Here is a 22,585-nt window from a genome sequence, read left to right as displayed (position 1 = left end):
AGGTTTCAGCGCTTGCGGACCTTATATGATGAGCTGTCTCGGACTGATATATTCGCGGTGAAATCGGCGAAGGCATGGCAGCCGCTCTTTTATCGTCTTTTCTTCTCTGTTATGAGATTGACGTTTTCGTAAACGTCAATGGAAGCGATGGACCATGGCCCTGCCCCCGATCCTCAAGGATAAATTGAGACTGCCGGTCATCGGCTCGCCGCTGTTCATCATCTCGCACCCCAAGCTGACGCTGGCGCAATGCAAGGCGGGTGTGATCGGCGCCTTTCCGGCGCTGAACGCCCGGCCGGAAAGCCAGCTCGACGAATGGCTGGCGGAGATTACCGAAGAACTCGCCCGTCATGACGCCGCCCATCCCGATCGGCCGGCCGCCCCCTTTGCCGTCAACCAGATCGTCCACATGTCGAACAAGCGGCTGGAGCATGACCTGTCGCTCTGCGTCAAATACAAGGTGCCGGTTGTGATCTCCTCGCTCGGCGCCGTGCCGGAGGTCAATGCCGCCGTGCATTCCTATGGCGGCATCGTGCTGCACGACATCATCAACAACCGCCACGCCCATTCGGCCATCCGCAAGGGTGCGGACGGGCTGATTGCGGTAGCGGCCGGCGCCGGCGGCCACGCCGGCACGCTCTCGCCCTTCGCGCTGATCCAGGAAATCCGCGAATGGTTCGACGGGCCGCTGCTGCTCGCCGGGGCGATTTCCACCGGCGGCGCCATCCTCGCCGCAGAGGCGATGGGCGCCGACATGGCCTATATCGGCTCGCCCTTCATCGCCACGCAAGAGGCGCGCGCCAGCGAAGCCTACAAGCAGGCGATCGTCGAAGGGGCTGCCGGCGACATCGTCTATTCCAACTATTTCACCGGCATACACGGCAACTATCTCAAGCCCTCGATCGTGGCCGCCGGCATGGACCCCGACAACCTGCCTCTGGCCGACCCTTCGAAGATGGATTTCGAGCAGGCAACCGGCGGCGCCAAGGCCTGGAAGGACATCTGGGGCAGCGGCCAGGGCATCAGCGCCGTCAAGGCCGTCGAGCCGGTGGAAAAACTCGTCGACCGGCTGGAGGCCGAATACAAGGCAGCGCGCGCCCGGCTGGCGCTCTGAGGCGCGCCTTCCCGCCCCTTCCCTCTTTTTTGCCAAAGGCATGAGAGGGCGCTTGAAATCTTCGGACAATGGCTGTATCAGCGCCATGCAAATCGCGGGCCGCATGCTTCGGCCCTGAGATGCCGCTTTAGCTCAGGTGGTAGAGCACATCATTCGTAATGATGGGGTCGCAGGTTCGAGTCCTGCAAGCGGCACCATTTTTCCTCTCTTAAAATTCTGCATCCACCTTTAGACTGGCGTTGGCGAGTCGTCAGGGAAAGCTTCAACGGCTTGAGGGCTTCTTCACCCAAGGCGGCCGGGCTGTCCTTCATCGGCATATGCGTGACCGATGTCGATCGAACGCGAGCAGGTTTAGCAATTGGGAGGATCTATGCGGACATCGCTTTTCAGCATCGCGCTTTTCACATTGAGCTTGTCCGCTGCGCAGGCAAAAGACTTCCCTCTCGCCTCATGTGCCGGATGGAACGGAACGCTCGTCAGCAAGACCGGCATCGATTCAAGCACAGCAGTTATGGAAGGCAAGCTCACTCGGGCCGATTTCCAGGAATATTGCAAGCGCGACCCGGGATGGGAGACAAGAGCCCATGGCGGCAAACTGACCGTCAAGCAGTGCGTGGCGATGTACACGAAAGAGAATGGGGAGGACACTTTCCGTTCCACCGCCAATTGCAGCGAAGGCACGCTATCCTTCGAACCTTCCGCCGGAACACCGCAGAGTGTCACTTTCCCACTACCTGAGAATTCAGACGTCTCGTGCGCTTCGGGGATGCCGCCGCTGATCGAGCAGTTCAGCCTTCTCTGCCCTCAGGCGGCGCGGGAGTTTCACTTGATGGATGACGAATGACGGGGAGGCTGCGTAATATCGCACGGACTCGCCTTTCCCGACAGCGTAACGGCGTTTGTGACGCAGCAGACACAACCCGTCATCGTTTGATAGCTGACTTGAGAAACCGCCTCAAAACTTCATAGAGAGTCAGAAGGGAAAACAGGGTGATCCACCCCCCGATAAGGCAGGTCAGGTAAAACGCGGCAAATCTGAAATGACCAAACAACGCGACTCCACTTCGGCACTTCGCGTTCGTACATCCGGGAAGTTGAGCAATGCCATAGGCAGCTAACCCAACCAGAGCCAGGCTTAAAAACGCAATCCCTAACGCCTTGGCGGTTGAAATCTCAGGGTCAGGTTTGCGATCGATCTGGCGCGAGTGAAGGAAATAGATCGCTACACATGTGCACGGAAGAGCCGTCGCTAGTAAGGCCAGCAGCATCGAAGCCAGTAGAATCGAAGCGAACGTCGGATCTACGAGGATCGAGAAAACGTTCGCGAAAAAATAAGCCAAAATAGGAATGCCAAGCATTGAGGTCTCCCAGCTTTTCGGGCCGGGTTTATAGAACTCTTGGAATACGAAGACGAAGTGGGACGCCAGCGCAAGGAGCGCGGGAAACAGCGGGAATTCCCATCGTAAAATAAGCAATCTCAACAATCCGAAACCTACCTGGCGCCCTGCCGAAAATGAGGCGATAATGCCAGCCGACACAAGAGCAAAGGGACGGCTAACCGCGTAGCTGAGTGGGTTCGCAAGATCGGCATCACGGACCCGCGTAAAGCTCCCTCTCGCTCTTGGAGACACTGGCAGAAGACAGCTCCGGGACGGCAAGGAATTTCAGATCGGTTGATTTGATAGCTTCCATGGGCACACCCATAAATCTGCAGCAGCTGGCTATTTTCACCCGACCCCATCGGATAAGCTCGCGGCTCTCAAGAAGCTCGACCTTGTAACCATGGCGACCGGAAATGAGCCGCCGAACACCGGGCCTACGCGACAAACGCCGTGATAATTTGGTGCTCCGCCTTCTGCGACTAATCGTTCGACGGCTTACGAAGAATAGCGGGCGATACCTTCGCGAACAGTTCGAGACAGCGATTTATCCAATGCCCCGCGACAGCTTGGACGGCCTGGCTAATCCAGATGCGCCGCGCGCGCTTTTCCCCATATTGTTTGACCCAGATTGGATATATCTCGTTCATTTGCCCGACGAAGTCGCTTCCTTTCGCGGATGGCATCATCAGCATCACCGCGTAGCCTGACGGGGGTTCGACGGGCCGCACGTTGACTGTATCTAATTCGTCATCGATATCACTCCCCACATCGAAGGCCGCATGCGTTTCGGCATCTAGGATAATCAGATTATCCATCTTCATTGGCGTCAGTTGATCTAAGTTTTTGCGCAACTCCATCATGAAGTTTTCGCCGAGTTGAATTTCCACTGCATCTCTGCGGTTCGGGGCAATCTTGGTGAAAACTCCGATGGAATCTACGCTGGAGTTAATGCTCCTCAAGAGCGGGACGATATCTATCTCCAGATCAAAACGATGTTTATCCTCAGACATGAACGCCCCCAAGGTCACCGCCAAGTGCCTGCATATTCCGTGTGGCATTGACCGCTTCGTCTAGAGCCAACCGGCCGGCACCCGTTATGGTGAACAAGCGCCTCGGTTTCGAACCGCTCTCATCGAGTTGTTCTGAGACAAGCCGCTTAGTTACCATCCTATCGAGCGCGGTATACATTGCCGCGAACTTTGGCATTTTGCTTTGAGTCTTCTGAAACACTTCATAGACCTTTGCCGCTTGTGACGCCGGCCCGGCTTTAATCAAAGCCAGTAGAACCAGCTCCTCGAACTTGCCAATCATTGCACTTCCTTCCATCCTGACCGAATAAACCTAATATCTCCGATCTGCGCAGTATGCGCTGCATACAAAGGTGGTGGTATGCGCTGCATATATCAAGAGGGTCGACAGTTCGATGGAGACGCCGCCAGTCGCCGCACCATTCCACTGCTTCGGACTCCAAGCCCGCGCGAAGGCTGATGCAAGGGGCCATTTAAATATGTCGCAAAGCTATCGTCTTCTGCCCTCACAAGATGGCAGGGTTACAAATGCATTAGAGGGAGAAGAACGCTTGCAGAAAACATGGGCAGCACTTGGCATCCTCTTAGCGGCGATCGGGACGCCTGCTCGTGCCGAGAATACATTTCAAATAGGCATAGGTTTGCGGAGCTGCGCATACTGGCTGTCAACATCAAGCACTTTGAACGAAGGCACCAATTGGCTTTGGGGCTTTTGGACCGGTCTCAATTACGCGGCATCCTCTCACATGGTAGGGCAAAGTACCGACGCTGAAGGGATACGTGGCGCCGTCCGCAAAATATGCGAAAACGCGCCGGAAACTAGCTTGGCTGACGCAGCAGCTACGGCGTATGCGTCCTTCAGCAAGGACGGAAAGTAGCAGACTAATTTGGGTTTTACATATTCGACGCGTCCGCTCCTGCCCGGCGCGCGGCTTGGCTTGAACGCCCAAAAGCTATGACTGTGCTACCGATGCTGCTGCCCGTTACGAAAGCCCTAGGTTGGTCCTAAGCTGGCTTGCGAGAGCCTTTGCCTTTTCCATCAGCGCTAAGACTTCAGACGTGTGGGACCAAGTGTTTCCTTCGAAGTGTGCCGCAAGGTCTGCGTCGATTTGAGCCTTGCGAACCATGTTTTCAAATGACAAAAGCTCGTTCATCAGCGTGATATCTATAAGCCGCCAATTGCAATCTGGCGGGAGCTTTGGCGGTGAGGGTACACTTATGGAGCCCACCGCACCACGTTGGTGATAGTGCGCTTGCATCATCTCTGTAAGTTCCCGGTATTCCAGTGCAAAGGCATCAAGTGCAACCGCCGCGCTGACGCAAAGATACTGGGCCTCGCTTCGCTTACGCCACCTTACTTTGGCTAGCTCAATGATTTCACGCAAGGCGGCAGCGACTATACCTGTGGCAATGATGGCGGCGATGATGTCCTTCGAAGTCCATATTACGGGGTTCACGTTCTGTCCCTGCCTTGACGATCTGCCCATGATGTCGCACGTGGGTTGTGGCGCGGGCAAGTCCCCTATCCCCGGCCTTCAGTCGAGCGGATCGCAGCTCTCCCGCAATTCATCTCTCAGCTATGCGCGCGATCTATGGAAGTATGACGCACACTCCACGCATATTAGCAAAGGGGATAAGAGCGCCCGCTCTGGATACATAGGATCATCCCGGATCTACGCATAAAAACCGACGCTCTCGGATGCACAATCGCGCCGCAATGTTGCTCCATGCATCCGGCTACTGTCGAGCGTGCCCGCCTCGCCCTTCGAGGCCCCTGCGGGGCATCTCAGGATGAGGCTCTCTTGGGGCACTGCGCCGGGCTACTCCTCCATGCTCACGTGGTGAGCTGCAATGAACAATCCCACGACCGGGCTGGTTATCCTTTCAAGGCAACAAGGATGGAGAAAACAACGGGTGCCACGAGAACTGCTTTACCGGCCGGTTTCTAGAACGTAATACTACCGCATCCCTCCGCAAGCGGCGATCGCCCTACCCAGCCTGCCGTATTCCGGCATCTGCGGAGCACCCGAAGAGGATCGTCATGTCGAATGCAGCGCATCGCTCGAACCGCGTGCTTGTCGTCGCCACCATCATGCTCGCCACTTTCATGGTGGCGATCGAGGCGACGATCGTGGCCACCGCGATGCCCCGCATCGTCGGCCAGCTCGGCGGCTTTTCCTATTACAGCTGGGTGTTTTCGGCCTTTCTGCTGGCACAGTCGACGACGACTGTGATCTACGGCAAGCTTTCGGATATTTTCGGGCGCAAGCCGGTGCTGATCGGCGGCATCCTGATCTTCCTCGCCGGCTCTTTGCTCTGCGGTTTTGCCTGGTCGATGATGTCGCTGGTGCTGTTCCGGCTGCTGCAGGGGCTGGGCGCCGGCGCCATCCAACCGGTGACGATGACGATCATCGGCGATCTCTTCAAGCTCGACGAGCGCGGCCGCGTGCAGGGCGCGATGGCGACCGTCTGGGCGACATCGGCCGTGGTCGGGCCGCTCGCCGGCGGCATCATCGTCGACAATATCTCCTGGGCCTGGATCTTCTGGATCAACCTGCCGATCGGCGTCATCTCCATCATCGCCTTCATGATCTTCCTGAAGGAGGATGTGGCGCACAAGCAGGCAAAGATCGATTACCTCGGCGCGGTGCTGTTTTCGATCTCGATCGTGGCGCTGCTCGTCATGCTGACGGAGACCGATGCCGGCGCGGGGATCCTGATCTCGCTTTTCGCCGTCTTCGTGGTCGCAGGCATCCTCTTTCTCGCCCAGGAAAAGCGGGCGCCGGAGCCGATCATTTCGATCCCGCTCTGGAGCCGAAGGCTGATTGCCACCAGCAATGCGGCAACGCTGCTCGCCGGCATGGCGCTGATCGGGCTTTCCACCATCCTGCCGATCTATGTGCAGGGCGTGCTCGGCCGCTCACCGATCGTTGCCGGCTTCACGCTCACCATGCTGGTCGTCGGCTGGCCTTTGGCGGTGATGCTCTCCAGCCGCTTCTACAGGGCCTTCGGTATTCGCCGCACACTGCGGGTCGGCAGTCTGATGTTTCCGTTCGGCGCCTGCTTCCTGCTGTTCCTGACGCCGGAAAGCTCGCCGGCCATTGCCGGCGTCGGCTCCTTTTTCATGGGCTTCGGCATGGGGTTGATCAGCCTCACCAGCATCGTGCTGGTGCAGGACAGCGTCGAATGGTCGATGCGCGGCAGCGCCACCGCCTCGATCATCTTTGCCCGCAGCCTCGGCAATACGCTCGGCGCCACCGTGCTCGGCGCGATCCTGAACGCCGGCATCAACCACTATGCAAGCGGCGAAACGGCAGCGGGCTTGCATCAGGCGCTGAACCAGCCGACCGGTCTCTCGGCGCTCGCCGCCGATCCGGCGATCCGCGCCGTCTTCGATGCCGCACTGCACTGGAGCTTCTGGGGCGTGGTCGTCGTCGCAGTGCTGACCTTCTTCACCACCTGGCTGATCCCGGTCGGCCATGGCTGGAAGCGCGAAGAGGCCCCTGTCGCAAGCGAGGCCGCTTCGCATTGAGCGGGGATACGGCAGCGAAATGGGCGCTCGAAATGTAGAGGCTGGAGCTCAAGGTCGGCAGGCGTTTAAATCAGCGCTTCCAGCACCTCCAAAAGAACCGAAGGCGAGCTGAGGAATGTTGCCCGCGAACGGGCTTCAATTTTCTTTCCGGGGCTGGGTCGCCTTGTTCGAGGCTGTGCCGCCCTTCGGCAGGGAGCGGCGGTTCTCCAACACGCGTGACAGCAGGTTGCCTTTTCTCTTGCGCGGGACGAGATCGATATCGCTGACAAGCTTTGCGCCGCCGCGGCGGCGCTCCAGCGTGATCTTGCGGCTATGGAAGGCTTCCAGCTCGGCGCGATGGGCGACGCTGATGATGGTCACTTCAGGCAATTCGTGGATTACCATCTGCATCATCCGGTCCTGGCTCTTTTCATCGAGCGCCGAGGTCGCCTCATCCAGCACGATGATATCGGGCGTGTGCAGCAAGAGACGCGCGAAGGCGAGCCGCTGTTTTTCGCCGCCCGACAAGGTCTGGTCCCACGGTGCGTCTTCCTCGATCCTGTCTTTCAGGTAATCCAGTCCCACCTTGTCGAGGGCCGCCTTGATCCTCTCCGCCGTCCAGCGATCGGCGGCGCCGGGATAGGCGACGGCACGGCGCAGCGTCCCGGAGGGGATGTAGGGCCGCTGCGGCAACATGAACAATCGCCTGTCGGGGTGGAAATCGACACTGCCCTCGCCCCACGGCCAAAGACCGGCAATCGCCCGCACCAGCGTGCTCTTGCCCGAACCGGATTCACCTGCCACCAGCACCCGCTCGCCGGGTTCGATCGCGACCCGGGTCTCCTTGACCACGGCAGTGCCATCGTCGAGCGACACGGAAAGATCGTTCAGGCTGAGCATCGCCTCGCCTTGCGTGTCACCATGCTTGATGCGCCCGAGAGCGTCGCTCTGTTCGGCCCGCTCCAGCCCATCGAGCGACATCATCAGCGACGCGACGCGCCTGGCGCAGGCGTTCCAATCGGCAAGACGGGGATAGTTGTCGACCAGCCATCCGAACGCGCCCTGAACGATGGCGAAAGCGGAGGCCGCCTGCATGACCTGTCCGAGGCTCATGCTGCCTTCGAGAAATTTCGGGGCGCACAGCAGCACCGGCACGACAGGCGCAATCAGCATCGATCCATGCGACACCAGCGTCGTGCGCATGTGCTGGCGGGCAAGCAGCGCCCATTGCCCAAGCACATTGGTGAAGGTCTTGTGGAGGTCGTTGCGCTCCTCCTCTTCACCGCCGAGCAATGCGATGCTCTCGCCGTTTTCCCGCACATGCGTCAGCGTATAGCGAAATTCGGCTTCGGTTTGATTTTTAGCCTCTGAGACCTGGACAAAACGGCGGCCGATGACCGCCATGGAACTGGAGGTGATCGCGGCATAGAGAACCGCGGTGACGACGAGAAAGCCGGGAATGGTAACGGTGAAACCGGCGATCGGCAGCGTCAACGCCCCGCCGATCGTCCAGAGCACGACGATGAAGGTCGAGGCAGCCAGGAATGCGGAAATGACACCGGCGATGAAATCGACCGGGGCTTCGGTGGCAATCCGCAAATCCTCGGAAATACGCGCTTCGGGGTTCTTGTGGTCGCCGCCGATGAGGTTCAGCTGATAGTAGCGGCCGTTTGCCAGCCAGCGGCCGATGACCGCGGTCGTCAGCCAGGACCGCCAGCGGCGCTGGATCATCATGCGAAGGGCGACCTGCGTGGTGACGACAGCGACGGTGCCGAGCACCAGCGGCACGAAGACGGCACTCAGGAAATAGACGGTGCCGGCATCGTGTCGCTCTATGGCGTCGAAAATTGCCCGGTTCCAGCGATTGATCCCATATTGGAAACCGACATTGATGCCGATCAGGGCCAGCAGCCCGAGCGTGCACGGCCAGGCGAGCTTCTCGCCACTGCGGCCCCAGTAACGGCGCGCGCTGATCCAGAACCGCTTGAGCAGATATTTCTTGCGCGCCTGCTCGGCCTCCTCCGGCGTGAGCTCCGGGCTGGGTTCATTGACCTCCGGCGGCGGCACAGCCTCGACAGTCGATGCTTTCTCCTCGGGCGACGTCTGGGAACCCTGAGGTTCGGGGCCGTCGACCGATTTCGGATTACGTTTTGCGCCGCTCATAAGCACAATAACGGCTTATGGGGCAGAAGGTTTCATGATGGCGGTTTGCGTTGTGCCGTGCGGCCCCCTCATCCGCCCTACGGGCACCTTCTCCCCGATGGGGAGAAGAGGGGAGCACGATGCGCCGACACTGCCCAACCGGACCCGCTTCTTCCGAGCACTCCATTCAATGGAGCCCCAGGCGAAGCGGCATCTCCCCTCTTCTCCCCAGCGGGGAGAAGGTGGCCCGCAGGGTCGGATGAGGGGGCCACACGGCGCGACCTTTCGTCACCCTCCACTTACGCTCAGCCGCTCTCGCTCGTCATCTGCGGCAGGGATTGCAGCAGGGTCTGGCGGGCGGAGTGCAGATGCGCGCGGCAGGCTTTCTCGATCGCGGGCTGGTCGCCGGATTCAAGGGCGGCGATATAATCCAGATGTTCGTGGATGGCGCGCTCGTTGCGCTCGCGGGCGGCGGTCTTGTTCCACTGGTAGTGATAGTGGAAGACGATGGCGATCGCATCGTAGAAATCGGCGATGAAGCGGTTTTTCGAGGCGCGGTGGATCAGCAGGTGAAAGCGTTCGTCGAGGACGGAGAAATCCCGGAAGCGCTGGTTGATGTCGGCAAGCATGGCGTGATGGTCGTCGCGGATGGCGGCAAGATCGGTCCAGGCCTGATGGCCTTTGGGAAGCCGGCCGAATTCGGCGGCCGAGTGCAGCTCGAACATCTCGCGCACATCGGCCAGTTCGAGGGCGAATTCGCGGGTAAAGCCTTTGAGCGTCCAGTGGCTGTTCGGCCGTTTCTCGATCAGGCCGAAGCGGGAGAAGCGGATCAGGAATTCGCGCACGCTCGTCGTGCCGGTGCCGATCTCGCGGGCAAGCTCCAGCTCGTTGATCTGCATGCCGGGGGCGGCATCGTCGGCGAGGATGCGCTGCATGAAACTGCGCTCGATGATGTCATGCAGGGAATCGGTTTCTTCGGAGGGAAAGAGGTCGCGGTCGGTCGGCTGGCGCAGCACGGTCTTCTGGCGTTTGTTCCAGCGGATGATGCCTTCTTCGCTGAGCCGCGTCAGGATGGCGCGCGCCGTCGAGCGGCTGACGCCGAGCTGGGCGGCGATCTCCGGCTCCGAAGGCAGCGCGGTATCCGTGCGGAGCGCCGCGGCATACCTGTTATAGGCTTCCTTGAAGACCGTGTTCTGCCTTGCCATCAGACCCCCGCTTTCGCCCGCGTGTCAGAACCCGCCATCGCCGCTCAAGAAGCAGGACGGCGCCGGACCGGGGCTTGTTCAAACGACCATTAGCGTATTTCCAGCCGTCTGCGGCTCATTGCCTCCCTCGTCCACAGGATGAATATTCCCGTTGACTTGAAAATGTTTATTGTAGATAAAAAACAAAATCAATGCGCATTCGCCGATGCAGCGAGCGTTTCTGAGTTCAACAGTTAGAGCAGGATGTCGCCCGAAAACCGCTTAAGGTTTTTCGCCATCATGCTTCAGGGAGAAGAGACTTGGACAAACTGCCTTGGATCATCCTGTCGGCCGGTGACAATGTCGCGGTCGCAACGGGCTCAATCGCGCCGGGCTCCACGGTTGCCGGCATTGCCGCCCGTGAGAAGATCGACCCCGGCCACAAGGTGGCGATATCAGATATTCCGCTTGGATCCCCCGTCGTCAAATACGGCCAGGCGATCGGCCGCACCACGGCCGAGGTCAAGGCCGGCGACCATGTGCACAGCCACAATCTGCATTTCGAAAACGACCGGCTGGCGGCGACCGCCAACTCGGCGCCGGAAACGGCGACTGATGAAGACAAGGCGCGCAGCTTCATGGGCTATCGCCGCGCCGACGGGCGGGCGGCGACGCGCAACTATATCGGCATCATTGCCAGCGTGAACTGTTCCACCACGGTCTGCCGGGCGATCGCCGACGAGGCGAACCGGACGATTCTGCCGCATTACGAAGGCATCGACGGTTTCGTGCCGATCGTGCACGACCAGGGCTGCGGCATGAGCTCGACCGGCGACGGCATGAACGTGCTGCATCGCACGCTCGCCGGCTATACCAGGCATGTGAATTTCGGCGGCGTGCTGATGATCGGCTTGGGCTGCGAGGTCAACCAGCTGACGCTGTACGGCCAGAGTGGTGCCGGCGCCGCCAAGCGGCATTTCAACATCCAGGATGCCGGCGGTTCGCGCCGCGCGGTCGAGCGCGCCATGGGCATGCTGCGCGAGATTGCCGCCGATGTCGGCAAAGAGAAGCGCGTGCCGATCTCGGTCGGCGAGATCATCATCGGCCTGCAATGCGGCGGCTCGGACGGCTTTTCCGGTATCACCGCCAATCCGGCGCTGGGTGTCGCCGCCGATCTCCTGGCAGCGGCCGGGGGCACGGCGATCCTGTCGGAGACTTCGGAAATCTACGGTGCGGAACATCTGCTGCGCAGCCGCGCCGTCAGCGACGAGGTGGCCAGGAAGCTCGACGAGAAAATCGCCTGGTGGGAGAACTATGTCGCCCTGCACGGTGCCTCGCTCGACAACAACCCGTCGCCCGGCAACAAGCGCGGCGGGCTGACCACCATCCTGGAAAAGTCGCTCGGCGCGGTTGCCAAGGGCGGCCGCTCGCCGCTGACGGCGGTCTATGGTTATGCCGAGCGCGTCACCGCCCCCGGCCTCGTTTTCATGGACACGCCCGGTTACGACCCGGTTTCGGCGACCGGCCAGGTGGCCGGTGGCGCCAACATGATCGCCTTTACCACGGGCCGCGGCAGCTGCTTCGGCTGCCGGCCGGCGCCATCCTTGAAGCTTTCCAGCAACTCGGCGCTCTATGCCTCGATGGAAGAGGATATGGACATCGATTGCGGCACGATCGCCACCGGTGACGCGACGATCAGCGGCAAGGGCCGCGAGATCTTCGAACTGATCGTCGACACGGCCTCGGGCAAGAAGACCAAGAGCGAACTCTTCGGCTACGGCGACAATGAATTCGTGCCGTGGCACCTGGGCGCAACGCTCTAATCCTTGTTTTACGCGCTTCCCGGAAACCCCTTCACGGCTTTCCCGGGATGGCTTGAGATAGCGAATTTCTAATTCTTCGCGAGGATGAATGATGAAGACGAGACGGATCGGCAAGACCAGGCTCGAGGTGACCGAAATCAGTTTCGGCGCGGCAGCGCTCGGCGGTCTTTACCGCGCCTGCCCGCGCGAGGTGGCGATCGACACGCTGCAGGCGGCCTGGGACAGCGGCATCCGCTATTTCGACGTGGCGCCCTGGTATGGGCTGGGTCTTGCAGAACGCCGCGTCGGCGATTTCCTGCGTGACCAGGCGGATGGCGCCTACGTGCTTTCCACCAAGGTCGGCCGGCTGCTGCGGCCGGTGCCGACCGGCACCGTGCCCAATTACGGCTATATCGATCCGCTGTCCTTCGATGCCGATTACGACTATTCCTATGACGGCATCATGCGCTCGGTCGAGTTCAGCTATGCCCGCCTCGGCCTCAACCGCATCGACATTCTCTACGTGCACGATCTCGGCGGCTATACACATGGCGCGGCAAAAAATGCGGTCTACCTGAAGCAGTTTCTCGATTCCGGCGTGAAGGCGCTGGAGGAGCTTCGCTCGTCAGGCGCGATTTCCGCCTTCGGCCTCGGCGTCAACGAAGTGCCGGTCTGCCTCGACGTCATGCGCCACGCCGACCTCGACTGCATCCTGCTCGCCGGCCGTTATACGCTGCTCGACCGCTCGGCCGTTGCCGAACTTTTGCCGCTCTGCCGGCAGAAGGGCACGTCGCTTGTCGTCGGCGGCGTCTTCAATTCCGGCATTCTCGCCACCGGCCCGGTGCCGGGCTCGCATTTCGACTATATGCCGGCAACCGACGACGTGCTGGCCAAGGTCGGCGCCATGGAGGCGATCGCCAAAAGCCACGGGGTGCCGCTCGCCGCCCCCGCCTTGCAGTTTCCGCTGCGCGAGCCGATCGTCGCATCGGTGCTGATCGGCACCGCCAAGCCTTCGAGCCTGACGCGCAACATTGAAATCGTCGAGCCGCGGCTGGCCGACGCGATCTACGGCGAATTCGAACCCTATACGCTGGTCGCGCCGCCGCTTGGCGCCGAAGCCGTCCGAGTCTGAGGAGACACTATGCTCAAGGGAATTCATCCGCTGCTCGGCCCCGATCTGCTCCATGCGCTGAAGACCATGGGGCATGGCGACGACATCGTCATATCGGACGCCAATTTCCCTTCGGGCTCGATGGGGCCGCCGGTCATTCGCGCCGACGGCGTCAGCGCCACCGCCATGGCCGAGGCCATCCTGACCCACATGCCGCTCGACACTTTCGTGCCTGAGACGGCATGGCGGATGGAGGTGGTCGGCGACCCCAGCGCAGTGCCGGAAGTCTGCGCCGAGTTCCAAGAAATCGTTTCCCGGCGCGCCGGCGATTTCCGTATCGTGCCGGTGGAGCGTTTTGCCTTTTATGCAATGGCCCGCAAGGCCGCCTATATCGTCGCGACCACCGAGTTTCGATTGTATGGCAACCTGATTCTGAAAAAGGGCGTCGTGCATCCGCATGAGGTCGATCTGAGCTGATACCTATTTTAGGTTATCGTTGTATTGAAATAAAATCAGTTGCTTGCAGGGAGTTTACCAAAGCAAAAAAGCCGGATCGGCGCTCTTGCAATTTGATTGCGCCTCGGCTAGCTTCTCCCTGCAAATGTTTTTTATCGATAAAAACCCTCCGCCAGCGTTCAGCGGTCCGGTTTATTGGAGGAGAACGCATCCTGAGAGGAGAACCCTTATGACCATCGTGAAATCCCTTCTGTCGCGCCGCGCCTTTACCGCGCTCGCGGGTGCTGCCGTCATCGCCACGGCGATGCCGGTCACATCCTTTGCCGCCGACGTGACGATCCCGATCATCGTCAAGGACACCACGTCCTTCTACTGGCAGATCGTTCTGGCCGGCGCCCGCAAGGCCGGCAAGGATCTCGGCGTCAACGTGCCGGAACTCGGCGCTCAGGCGGAATCCGACATCAACGGCCAGATCAGCATTCTGGAAAACGCCGTTGCCGGCAAGCCGGCCGCCGTCGTCATCTCGCCGACCGAATTCAAGGCGCTCGGCAAGCCGATCGATGAAGCCGCCAAGTCTGTTCCGATCATCGGCATCGACTCGGCCGCCGACTCCAAGGCGTTCAGCTCGTTCCTGACGACCGACAACGTCCAGGGCGGCCGCATCGCCGCCGACGGCCTGGCTGCCGCCATCAAGGGCATGACCGGCAAGGAAGAGGGCGAAATCGTCATCCTCACCAACCTTCCCGGCGTCGGCTCGCTGGAACAGCGTCGTGAAGGCTTCCTGGATCAGGTCAAGACCAAACATCCGGGTCTGAAGGTCATTGCCGACAAGTACGGCGACGGCCAGGCAACGACCGGCCTCAACATGATGACCGACCTGATCACCGCCAACCCGAAGCTCGTCGGCGTCTTCGCCTCGAACCTGATCCTGGCGCAGGGCGTCGGCCAGGCGATCGCCGAAAACAAGCTCGGCGACAAGATCAAGGTCATCGGCTTCGACAGTGACGACAAGACGGTCGGCTTCCTCAAGGACGGCGCCATTGCCGGCCTCGTCGTTCAGGACCCCTATCGCATGGGTTATGACGGCATCAAGACCGCGCTTGCCGTCTCCAAGGGCGAGAAGGTCGAAGCCAATGTCGATACCGGCGCAAACCTCGTCACCAAGGCGAATATGGCCGATCCGAAGATCGACGCGCTGCTGAACCCGAAGATCAAGTAAAACGACAAGACCCAAGCCGCGCCGGCTTCAAAAACCGGCGCGGCCTTTTCCATCCATGGTATGATTACCAAGGGATGGAGAGCAGACGTGACAAGAAGGAGGAGAGGTCCATGATCGGACTGGAAGAGGTCAGTCATCGCCACGATGACAGCGCGACGCTGAAAGAAGCCAATCGAATTCCTGCCGGATCGCCTATCCTCGAACTCAAGGGGCTGCAGAAGAATTACGGTCATGTGCAGGCGCTGAAGCCGGCGACGCTGACCTTCCTTGCAGGCGAAATCCACGCCATCGTCGGTGAAAACGGCGCCGGCAAATCCACCCTGATCAAATTGCTGACCGGCGTCATCACCCGCACCGCCGGCGAAGTGCTGTGGTGCGGCCATCCGGTCGGGCTGTCGACGCCGAACGAGGCGATTGCCCGCGGCATCAATGCCGTGCATCAGGAAGTCGTGCTCTGCCGGCATCTGACGGTCGCCGCCAACCTCTTTCTGGGCGACGAGGTCAACCGCTACGGCCTGATGCGCAAGAAGCAGATGGAGAAGATGGCGCAGGCCGTGCTCGACGATCTCGGCTTCGGCCTGCCGGCCGGCGCGCTGCTCAGCTCGCTGACGATCGGCCAGCAACAGCTGGTGGCGACGGCGCGTGCGGCCATGCGCGGCACCCAGTTCCTGATCTTCGACGAACCCACCGCCTATCTGACGCGCCAGGAATCCGCGCAGCTCTTCAAGCTGATCCGCCGCCTGCAGGGCGAAGGCGTCACCATCGTCTATATCAGCCACCGCATGGAAGAAGTCTTCGAGCTGGCCGATCGGGTTTCGGTGCTGCGCGACGGCACCCATGTCGGCACGCGGCTGATCGGCGAGACCAACGATGCCGAGCTGATCGCGCTGATGATCAACCGCTCGATCGAACAGATCTACCACAAGGAAGAGATCGCGATCGGCGAGACGATCGTCGAGGTCAGAGGCCTTTCGGGCCCCGGCTTCGAGGATGTGTCGCTCAGCGTCAAAGCAGGACAGATCGTCGGGCTCTACGGCCTGATCGGCGCCGGGCGCAGCGAATTCGCGCTGGGGCTCTATGGGCGCCAGCCGACAAGTGCGGGCGAAATCCACTGGATGGGCAAGCCCGTCGATATCCGCAACGAACGCACCGCGATGGAGCTCGGCATTGCGCTGGCGCCGGAAAGCCGGCGCGACCAGGGGCTCTGCCTCAACCTGCCGATCGGTCTCAACATCAATCTGCCGGTCTTCGGGCGGCTGAGCCATGGCCCCGTCATCAACCACACGCGGGAATCGGCGAATGCCGACCGGCAGATCCGCGATCTCAGCATCAAGACGCCGAGCCGGCGCGTTCCGGCCTCCAGCATGTCGGGCGGCAACCAGCAGAAGATCGTCATCGGCAAATGGCTGAGCCACGGCGCGCGGCTGTTCATCTTCGACGAACCCACAGTCGGCGTCGACGTCGGCACCAAGGCGGAAATCTACCGGCTGTTCGCCAAGCTGTTGAAGGAGGGCGCCGGCATCATCCTGATCTCCTCCTACCTGCCGGAGGTCTACGAACTGGCCGACCGGCTGCACGTCTTCCGCGGCGGCAGGATCGTCGCGAGCCATGATTTCCACGCGGCGACGCATGAGGAAGTGCTCAGCGAAGCGATCGGCGTCTGAGCACAAGCAATTCCAGCAAAAGTGCGTAGCGGTTTTGCGTCCGGAAATTGCGTAAGAACAAAGAGATAGAGCATTTCCGTGGTTCGGAGAAAAACGGAAATGCTTTGAGAGGGAGAAAATTCATGACTGCCACCCCCACCGAAATCGCAGCACCGCCGCCGCGCCGGAAAATGAACATCCTGTTCGGCCTGACGCTGATCGGGCTGCTGGTCTTCCTCTGGATCGTGCTCGGCCTCGTCACTCCGAGCTTCTGGACGCCGCTCAACATCTCGAACCTGCTGCGACAGGGCGCAATGACGGCGATCCTGGCGCTCGGCCAGACCTTCGTCATCATCACCGCCGGCATCGACCTCTCGGTCGGCGCGATCGTCGGCTTCTGCACCGTCATCATCGCCTGGCTGTTGCAGGCCGGCGTGCCGCTCTGGGGCGCGATCGTGCTGACGCTCGCCATCGGTGTCGCCATCGGCGCCTTCCACGGCTTCGGCATCGTGCATATGGGCCTGCCGCCCTTCATCATCACGCTGGCAACGCTGACGTCGCTGCGCGGCATCGGCCTCCTGATCACCAACGGCTCGACGATCAGCATCACCGACGAAGGTTTCAGCAATTTCGCCCGCGCCGATTTCCTCAGCATTCCCAGCCTGTTCTGGATGGTCATTCTGGTGGCGGTGCCCTCCTTCGTCTTCCTGCATCTCAGCCGCTGGGGCCGCTATCTCTTCGCCGTCGGTTCGAATGCGGAAGCCGCGCGCCTTTCCGGCGTCAACGTCAAGGGCATGATCTATCTCGCCTATATCCTGTCCGCCGGCTTTGCCGCCTTCGTCGGCGTATTGCTCGCCTCGCGCATCGCGATCGGCAATGCGACGCAGGCCGACGGCTGGGAACTGCAGGCGATCGCCTCCTCAGTCATCGGCGGCACCAGCCTGTTCGGCGCGGTGGGTTCCGTGCACGGCCCGCTGATCGGCGCCTTCATTCTCGCCACGATCAACAACGGCGCCAATCTTCTGAACGTCAACTCCTTCTGGCAGCGCATTATCACCGGTCTGCTGATCATCGTGATCGTGTTCTTCGATCAGCTGCGCCGCCGCAAGAGCAATTGAGCGGCGAGCAGAAGATCGCCGCCTGCCCGCCCCTCATCCGCCTGCCGGCACCGTCCTTCGGACCCCCGCTCGCGGGGAGAAGGGACCAGGCCGCAACCTCTCGGTCCCTCGCCAACGTCTCGCTGGGCACGTCCCCTCGCCCCGCAAGCGGGGAGAGGGTTAGGGTGAGGGGCAAATCTCGCGACACAGAGTAAAGAACGAAGAATCGAGATCCGTCATGAAAGCAGTCGTTTGCCGGGAGCCCGGCGTGCTCGAGATCGCCGAACGCCCTTCGCCCGCCGCACCGGCGCCCGGCTGGGTGCGGTTGGCCGTCAGCCATGTCGGCATCTGCGGCACGGATTATCATATCTTCGAGGGCAAGCACCCTTTCCTCGAATATCCCCGGGTGATGGGGCATGAGATCTCGGCGACGGTGATCGAGGCGGGCGACGGCGTAGCACTCACGGCCGGCACCCCCGTCATCGTCAATCCCTATCTTTCCTGCGGCCAATGCGTCGCCTGCATCAAGGGCAAGCCGAATTGCTGCACCAATATCAAGGTGCTCGGCGTCCATACGGACGGCGCCTTCTGCGAGGAAATTTCGGTTCCGGCCGAGAACCTTTATCCCGCCCAAGGCCTCAGCCTCGAAGCGGCGGCGACAACTGAATTTCTGGCGATCGGCGCCCATGCGGTCCGCCGCTCGCTGACCGGCGCCGGCGCACGCTCGCTCGTCATCGGCGCCGGGCCGATCGGGCTCGGGGCGGCGATCTTTTCGCGGATCGCCGGCCATGACGTGACGCTGCTCGATACCAGCGCAGAGCGGCTGCAGATGGCGGCCGAGCGCTTCGGCTTCACATCAGGCATCGTCGCCAACGAGGCGACGGCCGAAGCCGTCAAGGAAAAGACCAATGGCGACGGTTTCGACGTGGTGTTCGATGCGACCGGCTACGGCCCGTCGATGGAAAAGGCCTTCTCCTTCGTCGCCCATGGCGGCGCGCTGGTGCTGGTCAGCGTCGTCAAGGACGACATCCGCTTCTCCGACCCGGAATTCCACAAGCGCGAAATGATGCTGATCGGCAGCCGCAACGCCACCCGCGTCGATTTCGAACATGTGGCGGCTTCGATCGCCAAGGGGCTGGTGCCGGTGGACAAGCTCATCACCCACCGCACGACGCTCGCCGACGCACCGCGCGACCTCGCCCGCTGGGCGCATGAGAAGAGCGGGTTGATCAAGGCGGTGATCCGGGTTGGTTGAGGTACGGCGCCGAACATGCGCGTGGAGTGCTCGGCATGGATACTCGGGTCAAGCCCGAGTATGACGGAGAGTGGGGAAACCCACGCGGCAAGAGGCGGGAGATTCGGAAGAATCCCAGCAAAATGCGCGGGTGGTTTTGTGTGCGGATCGCTTAGACAAAGACGGCAATTCCAATAGAACCACACACCCTTGCGGTCCTTGCCACATCGGCTCCCCCACCCTCCGTCATCCTCGGGCTTGACCCGAGGACCCATGCGGCAAGCACTGCGTGTTTCAAAAGCACAAAACGCTTTCCGTCCGGAATTGCGAAACTGCTAACCCACCGCCGCAATCGCCCTACACATCTCCCTGACCACCGCAACATCCGTCTTATTCGCACTCTTCGCCTCGAAACCAAAGGCGACCGCGCGGGGGTCGGCGCTTTCCACAGGTGAGCTGCAGGAACCATGGATCTCGCGAGCGCCGGTCGTCTGTAAGATGGCGGTGACATTGGCCGGGCGGATGCCGCTGCCGGGCATGATCGAGATGCGGCCGGCAGCCTTGGCCGAGAGGCGTTGCAGGGTTTCGATTCCGTCGGCGGCCTTCAGCGCGCAGCCGGAGGTGAGGATGCGCTCAACGCCGAGTTCGACCGCCTGTTCCAGCGCCTGATCGGCATCCGGCACCAGGTCGAAGGCGCGGTGCAGCGTCGAGCCGAGGCCTGATGCATGCGCTTTCAGCCGGTGGATCAGCGGCATGTCGAGCGTGCCGTCGGGCCGGTTGGCACCGATGACGACGCCGGCGAGGCCTGCGGCGCGCACGGCATCGATATCGAGCAGCATCGCTTCCTCGTCCGCCGCCCCGAAGATGAAGGGGCCGGCATGCGGGCGGATCATTGCGTAGACCGGGATGGGCGCCCGGGCGGCGATCCGCATCAGGCTCGGCAGCGGCGTCAGGCCGCCAAGCTCCAGCGCCGAGCAGAGCTCGATCCGGCCGGCGCCGCCGGCGACCGCGGCGGCAAGGCCCTCGGCGCTATCCACACACACTTCCAGCAGGATGGTCACGCGGCGCTCTCCCTGGCTTCGGCGCGCGCCATGGTCTGCGCGACGGCTTCCGATGTAAGTCTCGCCGCCGCTTCGATGATGACGGCGCAGGCATCGGCGGCGGCTTTGCGATGGTTGAAGGCGACGTGATAGGACATCGGCAGGTGTTCGTCGAGATCGACGATGCGCACCTTGTCGGCGATCGGCATGGCGCTGACCCGGCCGAGGAAGGAGACGTAGCCGTGATTGGCGACGAGGTCGACGATCACGGGCAGCGAATCCGCCGCGGTGATATCCCGGCTGCGCAGGCGGCGGTTGGGAGCGCGCTCGTCGCTGAAGGCCATCGCCGCATGGCCGAGGCCGGTGCGCGGGCTCGGCATGCAGATGGCGTGGCCGGCGACGAGATCGGCGACTGTGGTTCCGGTACTATCAAGCGGCGCGATCACCACCATATCGGTCTGCAGCAATTTCCGATGGCGAAAGCTCTCCAGCCCGAAAACCGAATCCAGGATCGCCACATCGATACGGCCACTCTTCAGCGCCTCGCGCAGATCGTCGGCGGTCATCGAGACCAGCGAGATCGCATTGTTGCTGCGCCGCACATTCCATTCGGAGACCAGTGAGCCCAGGCAGCGTGCCACCCAGCTTTCCGATCCTGTGGGGATGATCGAGCCGATGCGCAGCGAGCGGGCGGTGCGCCGGTAACGCTCGTCGGCCTGCGATTTCAGATCGTTCCAGGCTTGGCTGATCGTCGTGAAAATCTGGTAGGCGCGCCTGCCCTCTTCCGTCAGCACCGAGCCCTGCGCCTGCCGATCGAAGAGGCGGTGACCCAGAAATTTCTCCAGATTGGCAAGCTGAAGCGAAAGCTGCGGCTGACCCAGGCGAAGGCGGCGGGCGGCACGGTTGATGCTGCCCTGATCGGCGACTTCGAGAAAACGCTCGATCGTGACGATCTTGACGGGGATGCGGGCTGCCCAGGCCTCATAGGCGTCGACAGCCGCGGCGTCCTGACCGGTGAATTGACCGAGTTCGCCGATCGCAGCGGTGATCGGCGTCAGGCCTTCCCGCACCTTGCCGCTTGCAATCAGCGTCACCAACTCGCCGGAGGCGCGCTCGGTCAGCTTCATCGCCAGTTCGGTCTCGAGATGGCGGAGGGCTGATGACACGGTGGACGGCGACAGTTCGAAGCGCCGCGCGGTCTCGCGGACCGAGCCTGACGTCAGGACATGGTAGCTGATGAACAGGGCGCCGAGATGCAAATCTCTCCCTCCGGAAAGCGCTGGAAAAACCGGACGATATGATGTGTTCACGAAAAAAGATATCCCTGCCTCCAGAGAGCCGGGCTATCGTTTCGTCATAGAAAAATCCGGCCGGCGGGAATCCGCGAAAGAGCCGGGGAATATCGTGGAAACACGCAAGGGGACAAAAACAAATCGCGCCGGCCCTGGAAAAGGGAATGCGTTTCCGCGCCTGGACACGTATTCGCCGCCATAATCGTGCCGCGACGGCAAATACTGGAGGGGGCTTGCATCGATTTTTCGAGCGTGCACGCTATTTCCATGACGCACGCAATTCCGGCATGGCGGCCCAAGTGGTCGCCGGTGCCGGCGGATTTTCTGCGCGCAGGCCTCCCGCCGAGGTTTGCGCCATATTCAACGGTGTCAACGAAGGGGACTTTCCATGCTGAAGAAACTCGCACTCACCGTCTCGCTCTCCGCCTTCGCGGCGGGTGCGGCCCATGCCGCGGATGTCGTCGTCTCGTCGAAGATCGACACTGAGGGCACGCTGCTCGGCAATGTTATTGCGCTCGCGCTCGAAGCCAACGGCATCAAGACACAGGACCGCATTGCGCTCGGCGCCACGCCTGTTGTGCGCAAGGCGATCACCGCTGGCGAAATCGACATCTATCCCGAATATACCGGCAATGCCGGCTTCTTCTTCAACAAGGCCGACGACGCGGCCTGGAAGAACATCGACCAGGGTTATGAGCTGGCGAAGAAGCTCGATTACGACGCCAACAAGATCGTCTGGCTGACGCCGTCGCCTGCCAACAACACCTGGGCGCTCGCCGTGCGCAACGACGTCGCCGAGCCGAACAAGCTGAAGAGCCTGACGGACTTCGGCAAATGGGTGGCCGGCGGCGGTGAAGCCAAGCTTGCGGCATCGGCCGAATTCGTCAATTCGGCCGGCGCGCTTCCCGCCTTCCAGACGACCTACGGCTTCCAGCTGAAGCCCGACCAGATGGTCGTTCTCTCCGGCGGCGATACGGCGGCGACGATCAAGGCGGCGGCCGACCAGACCAACGGTGTCAACACTGCCATGGTCTACGGCACCGACGGCGCGATCCAAGCGGCCGAGCTTACCGTTCTCGAAGACGACAAGAACGTGCAGCAGGTCTATGCGCCGACGCCGATCATCCGCGAGGAGGTGCTGAAGGCCAATCCGAAGATCGAGGAAATCCTCTCGCCGATCTTCAAGAGCCTGAGCGCCGACGAATTGCGCAAACTCAACGCCAAAATCCAGGTCGACGGCGAGCCGGCAAAATCCGTCGCCGAAGCCTATCTCAAGGAAAAAGGCTTCCTGAAGTAATCATTGCCGCTCCGCCCCTTGCGGGCGGAGCCT

Annotated in this window: 20 protein-coding genes and 1 tRNA gene; 13 read left to right on the top strand and 8 right to left on the bottom strand. The window is 61.5% G+C overall.

What is annotated here, in order from left to right; all coding sequences use genetic code 11:
- The first annotated feature begins 154 nt into the window (after positions 1-154).
- From RHEC894_RS02710 to RHEC894_RS02700, 3 genes are all read left to right on the top strand, one after another.
- A complete protein-coding gene (locus RHEC894_RS02710; protein WP_085736010.1) occupies positions 155-1,114 on the top strand; it encodes a nitronate monooxygenase family protein in 960 nt (319 codons plus the stop codon).
- A 121-nt stretch (positions 1,115-1,235) separates the two neighbouring features.
- Positions 1,236-1,311 (top strand) — tRNA-Thr (locus RHEC894_RS02705).
- Between the two features lie 173 nt (positions 1,312-1,484).
- Entirely contained in the window at positions 1,485-1,958 is a 474-nt protein-coding gene (locus RHEC894_RS02700) for a hypothetical protein (RefSeq protein WP_010068169.1), read from the top strand.
- Positions 1,959-2,037: 79 nt separating this feature from the next.
- On the opposite strand, the gene RHEC894_RS02695 is transcribed toward RHEC894_RS02700, so the two are convergent.
- From RHEC894_RS02695 to RHEC894_RS02680, 4 genes are all read right to left on the bottom strand, one after another.
- Positions 2,038-2,472 (bottom strand): hypothetical protein, encoded by a 435-nt coding sequence (locus tag RHEC894_RS02695; protein WP_125460937.1) that lies wholly within the window; start codon positions 2,470-2,472, stop codon positions 2,038-2,040.
- A gap of 503 nt (positions 2,473-2,975) precedes the next feature.
- Positions 2,976-3,506, bottom strand: a complete 531-nt coding sequence (locus RHEC894_RS02690) for a hypothetical protein (protein WP_085736007.1) — start codon at positions 3,504-3,506, stop codon at positions 2,976-2,978.
- Entirely contained in the window at positions 3,499-3,807 is a 309-nt protein-coding gene (locus RHEC894_RS02685) for a helix-turn-helix transcriptional regulator (RefSeq protein ID WP_164517660.1), read from the bottom strand. The genes RHEC894_RS02690 and RHEC894_RS02685 overlap by 8 nt, the downstream gene beginning before the upstream one ends.
- Before the next feature lie 700 nt (positions 3,808-4,507).
- Positions 4,508-4,981: a hypothetical protein gene (locus tag RHEC894_RS02680; protein WP_125460936.1), complete on the bottom strand. Its 474-nt coding sequence runs from the start codon at positions 4,979-4,981 to the stop codon at positions 4,508-4,510.
- A gap of 584 nt (positions 4,982-5,565) precedes the next feature.
- On the opposite strand from RHEC894_RS02680, the gene RHEC894_RS02675 reads away from it, so the two are divergent.
- Positions 5,566-7,056 carry an MDR family MFS transporter gene (locus tag RHEC894_RS02675; protein ID WP_085736005.1) on the top strand — a complete coding sequence of 497 codons (1,491 nt, stop codon included), beginning with the start codon at positions 5,566-5,568 and terminating at the stop codon, positions 7,054-7,056.
- A 135-nt stretch (positions 7,057-7,191) separates the two neighbouring features.
- Here RHEC894_RS02675 and RHEC894_RS02670 read toward each other — a convergent pair whose 3' ends face one another.
- Positions 7,192-9,198, bottom strand: a complete 2,007-nt coding sequence (locus RHEC894_RS02670; RefSeq protein ID WP_085736004.1) for an ABC transporter ATP-binding protein/permease — start codon at positions 9,196-9,198, stop codon at positions 7,192-7,194.
- A gap of 284 nt (positions 9,199-9,482) precedes the next feature.
- Positions 9,483-10,382 carry a GntR family transcriptional regulator gene (locus RHEC894_RS02665; RefSeq protein ID WP_085736002.1) on the bottom strand — a complete coding sequence of 300 codons (900 nt, stop codon included), beginning with the start codon at positions 10,380-10,382 and terminating at the stop codon, positions 9,483-9,485.
- Positions 10,383-10,681: 299 nt separating this feature from the next.
- Between RHEC894_RS02665 and RHEC894_RS02660 the strand changes: the two genes are divergently transcribed.
- The 7 genes from RHEC894_RS02660 (at position 10,682) to RHEC894_RS02630 (ending at position 18,944) form a co-directional block, all read left to right on the top strand.
- Positions 10,682-12,184 (top strand): altronate dehydratase family protein, encoded by a 1,503-nt coding sequence (locus RHEC894_RS02660; RefSeq protein WP_085736001.1) that lies wholly within the window; start codon positions 10,682-10,684, stop codon positions 12,182-12,184.
- A gap of 91 nt (positions 12,185-12,275) precedes the next feature.
- A complete protein-coding gene (locus RHEC894_RS02655) occupies positions 12,276-13,295 on the top strand; it encodes an aldo/keto reductase (protein ID WP_085738828.1) in 1,020 nt (339 codons plus the stop codon).
- A 9-nt stretch (positions 13,296-13,304) separates the two neighbouring features.
- A complete protein-coding gene (locus RHEC894_RS02650; RefSeq protein WP_085735999.1) occupies positions 13,305-13,751 on the top strand; it encodes an RbsD/FucU domain-containing protein in 447 nt (148 codons plus the stop codon).
- Between the two features lie 208 nt (positions 13,752-13,959).
- Positions 13,960-14,949: an ABC transporter substrate-binding protein gene (locus tag RHEC894_RS02645; protein WP_085735998.1), complete on the top strand. Its 990-nt coding sequence runs from the start codon at positions 13,960-13,962 to the stop codon at positions 14,947-14,949.
- Between the two features lie 110 nt (positions 14,950-15,059).
- Positions 15,060-16,613, top strand: a complete 1,554-nt coding sequence (locus RHEC894_RS02640) for a sugar ABC transporter ATP-binding protein (protein WP_085735996.1) — start codon at positions 15,060-15,062, stop codon at positions 16,611-16,613.
- 122 nt (positions 16,614-16,735) lie between these two features.
- Complete coding sequence (locus RHEC894_RS02635) at positions 16,736-17,710, top strand: ABC transporter permease (RefSeq protein ID WP_085735995.1); 975 nt, start codon at positions 16,736-16,738, stop codon at positions 17,708-17,710.
- Positions 17,711-17,927: 217 nt separating this feature from the next.
- Complete coding sequence (locus RHEC894_RS02630; protein ID WP_085735993.1) at positions 17,928-18,944, top strand: zinc-binding alcohol dehydrogenase family protein; 1,017 nt, start codon at positions 17,928-17,930, stop codon at positions 18,942-18,944.
- Positions 18,945-19,258: 314 nt separating this feature from the next.
- On the opposite strand, the gene RHEC894_RS02625 is transcribed toward RHEC894_RS02630, so the two are convergent.
- Complete coding sequence (locus RHEC894_RS02625) at positions 19,259-19,984, bottom strand: copper homeostasis protein CutC (RefSeq protein WP_085735991.1); 726 nt, start codon at positions 19,982-19,984, stop codon at positions 19,259-19,261.
- Positions 19,981-21,222, bottom strand: coding sequence for a LysR family transcriptional regulator (locus tag RHEC894_RS02620; protein ID WP_010069141.1), 1,242 nt, complete (start codon positions 21,220-21,222; stop codon positions 19,981-19,983). Before RHEC894_RS02620 ends, RHEC894_RS02625 begins: the two co-directional genes overlap by 4 nt.
- A 197-nt stretch (positions 21,223-21,419) precedes the next feature.
- Here RHEC894_RS02620 and RHEC894_RS32830 point away from each other — a divergent pair, with 197 nt between their 5' ends.
- Together RHEC894_RS32830 and RHEC894_RS02610 are read left to right on the top strand one after the other, a co-directional pair.
- On the top strand, positions 21,420-21,650 hold the full coding sequence (locus RHEC894_RS32830) for a hypothetical protein (RefSeq protein WP_010069142.1): 231 nt from the start codon (positions 21,420-21,422) through the stop codon (positions 21,648-21,650).
- Positions 21,644-22,552 carry an ABC transporter substrate-binding protein gene (locus RHEC894_RS02610; protein WP_010069143.1) on the top strand — a complete coding sequence of 303 codons (909 nt, stop codon included), beginning with the start codon at positions 21,644-21,646 and terminating at the stop codon, positions 22,550-22,552. The genes RHEC894_RS32830 and RHEC894_RS02610 overlap by 7 nt, the downstream gene beginning before the upstream one ends.
- Positions 22,553-22,585: the final 33 nt, after the last annotated feature.

The organism is Rhizobium sp. CIAT894 (assembly GCF_000172795.2).
Lineage (GTDB): Bacteria > Pseudomonadota > Alphaproteobacteria > Rhizobiales > Rhizobiaceae > Rhizobium.
The sequence above is the reverse complement of the archived record's forward strand: the minus strand, read 5'-3'. Positions and strand labels throughout refer to the sequence as shown.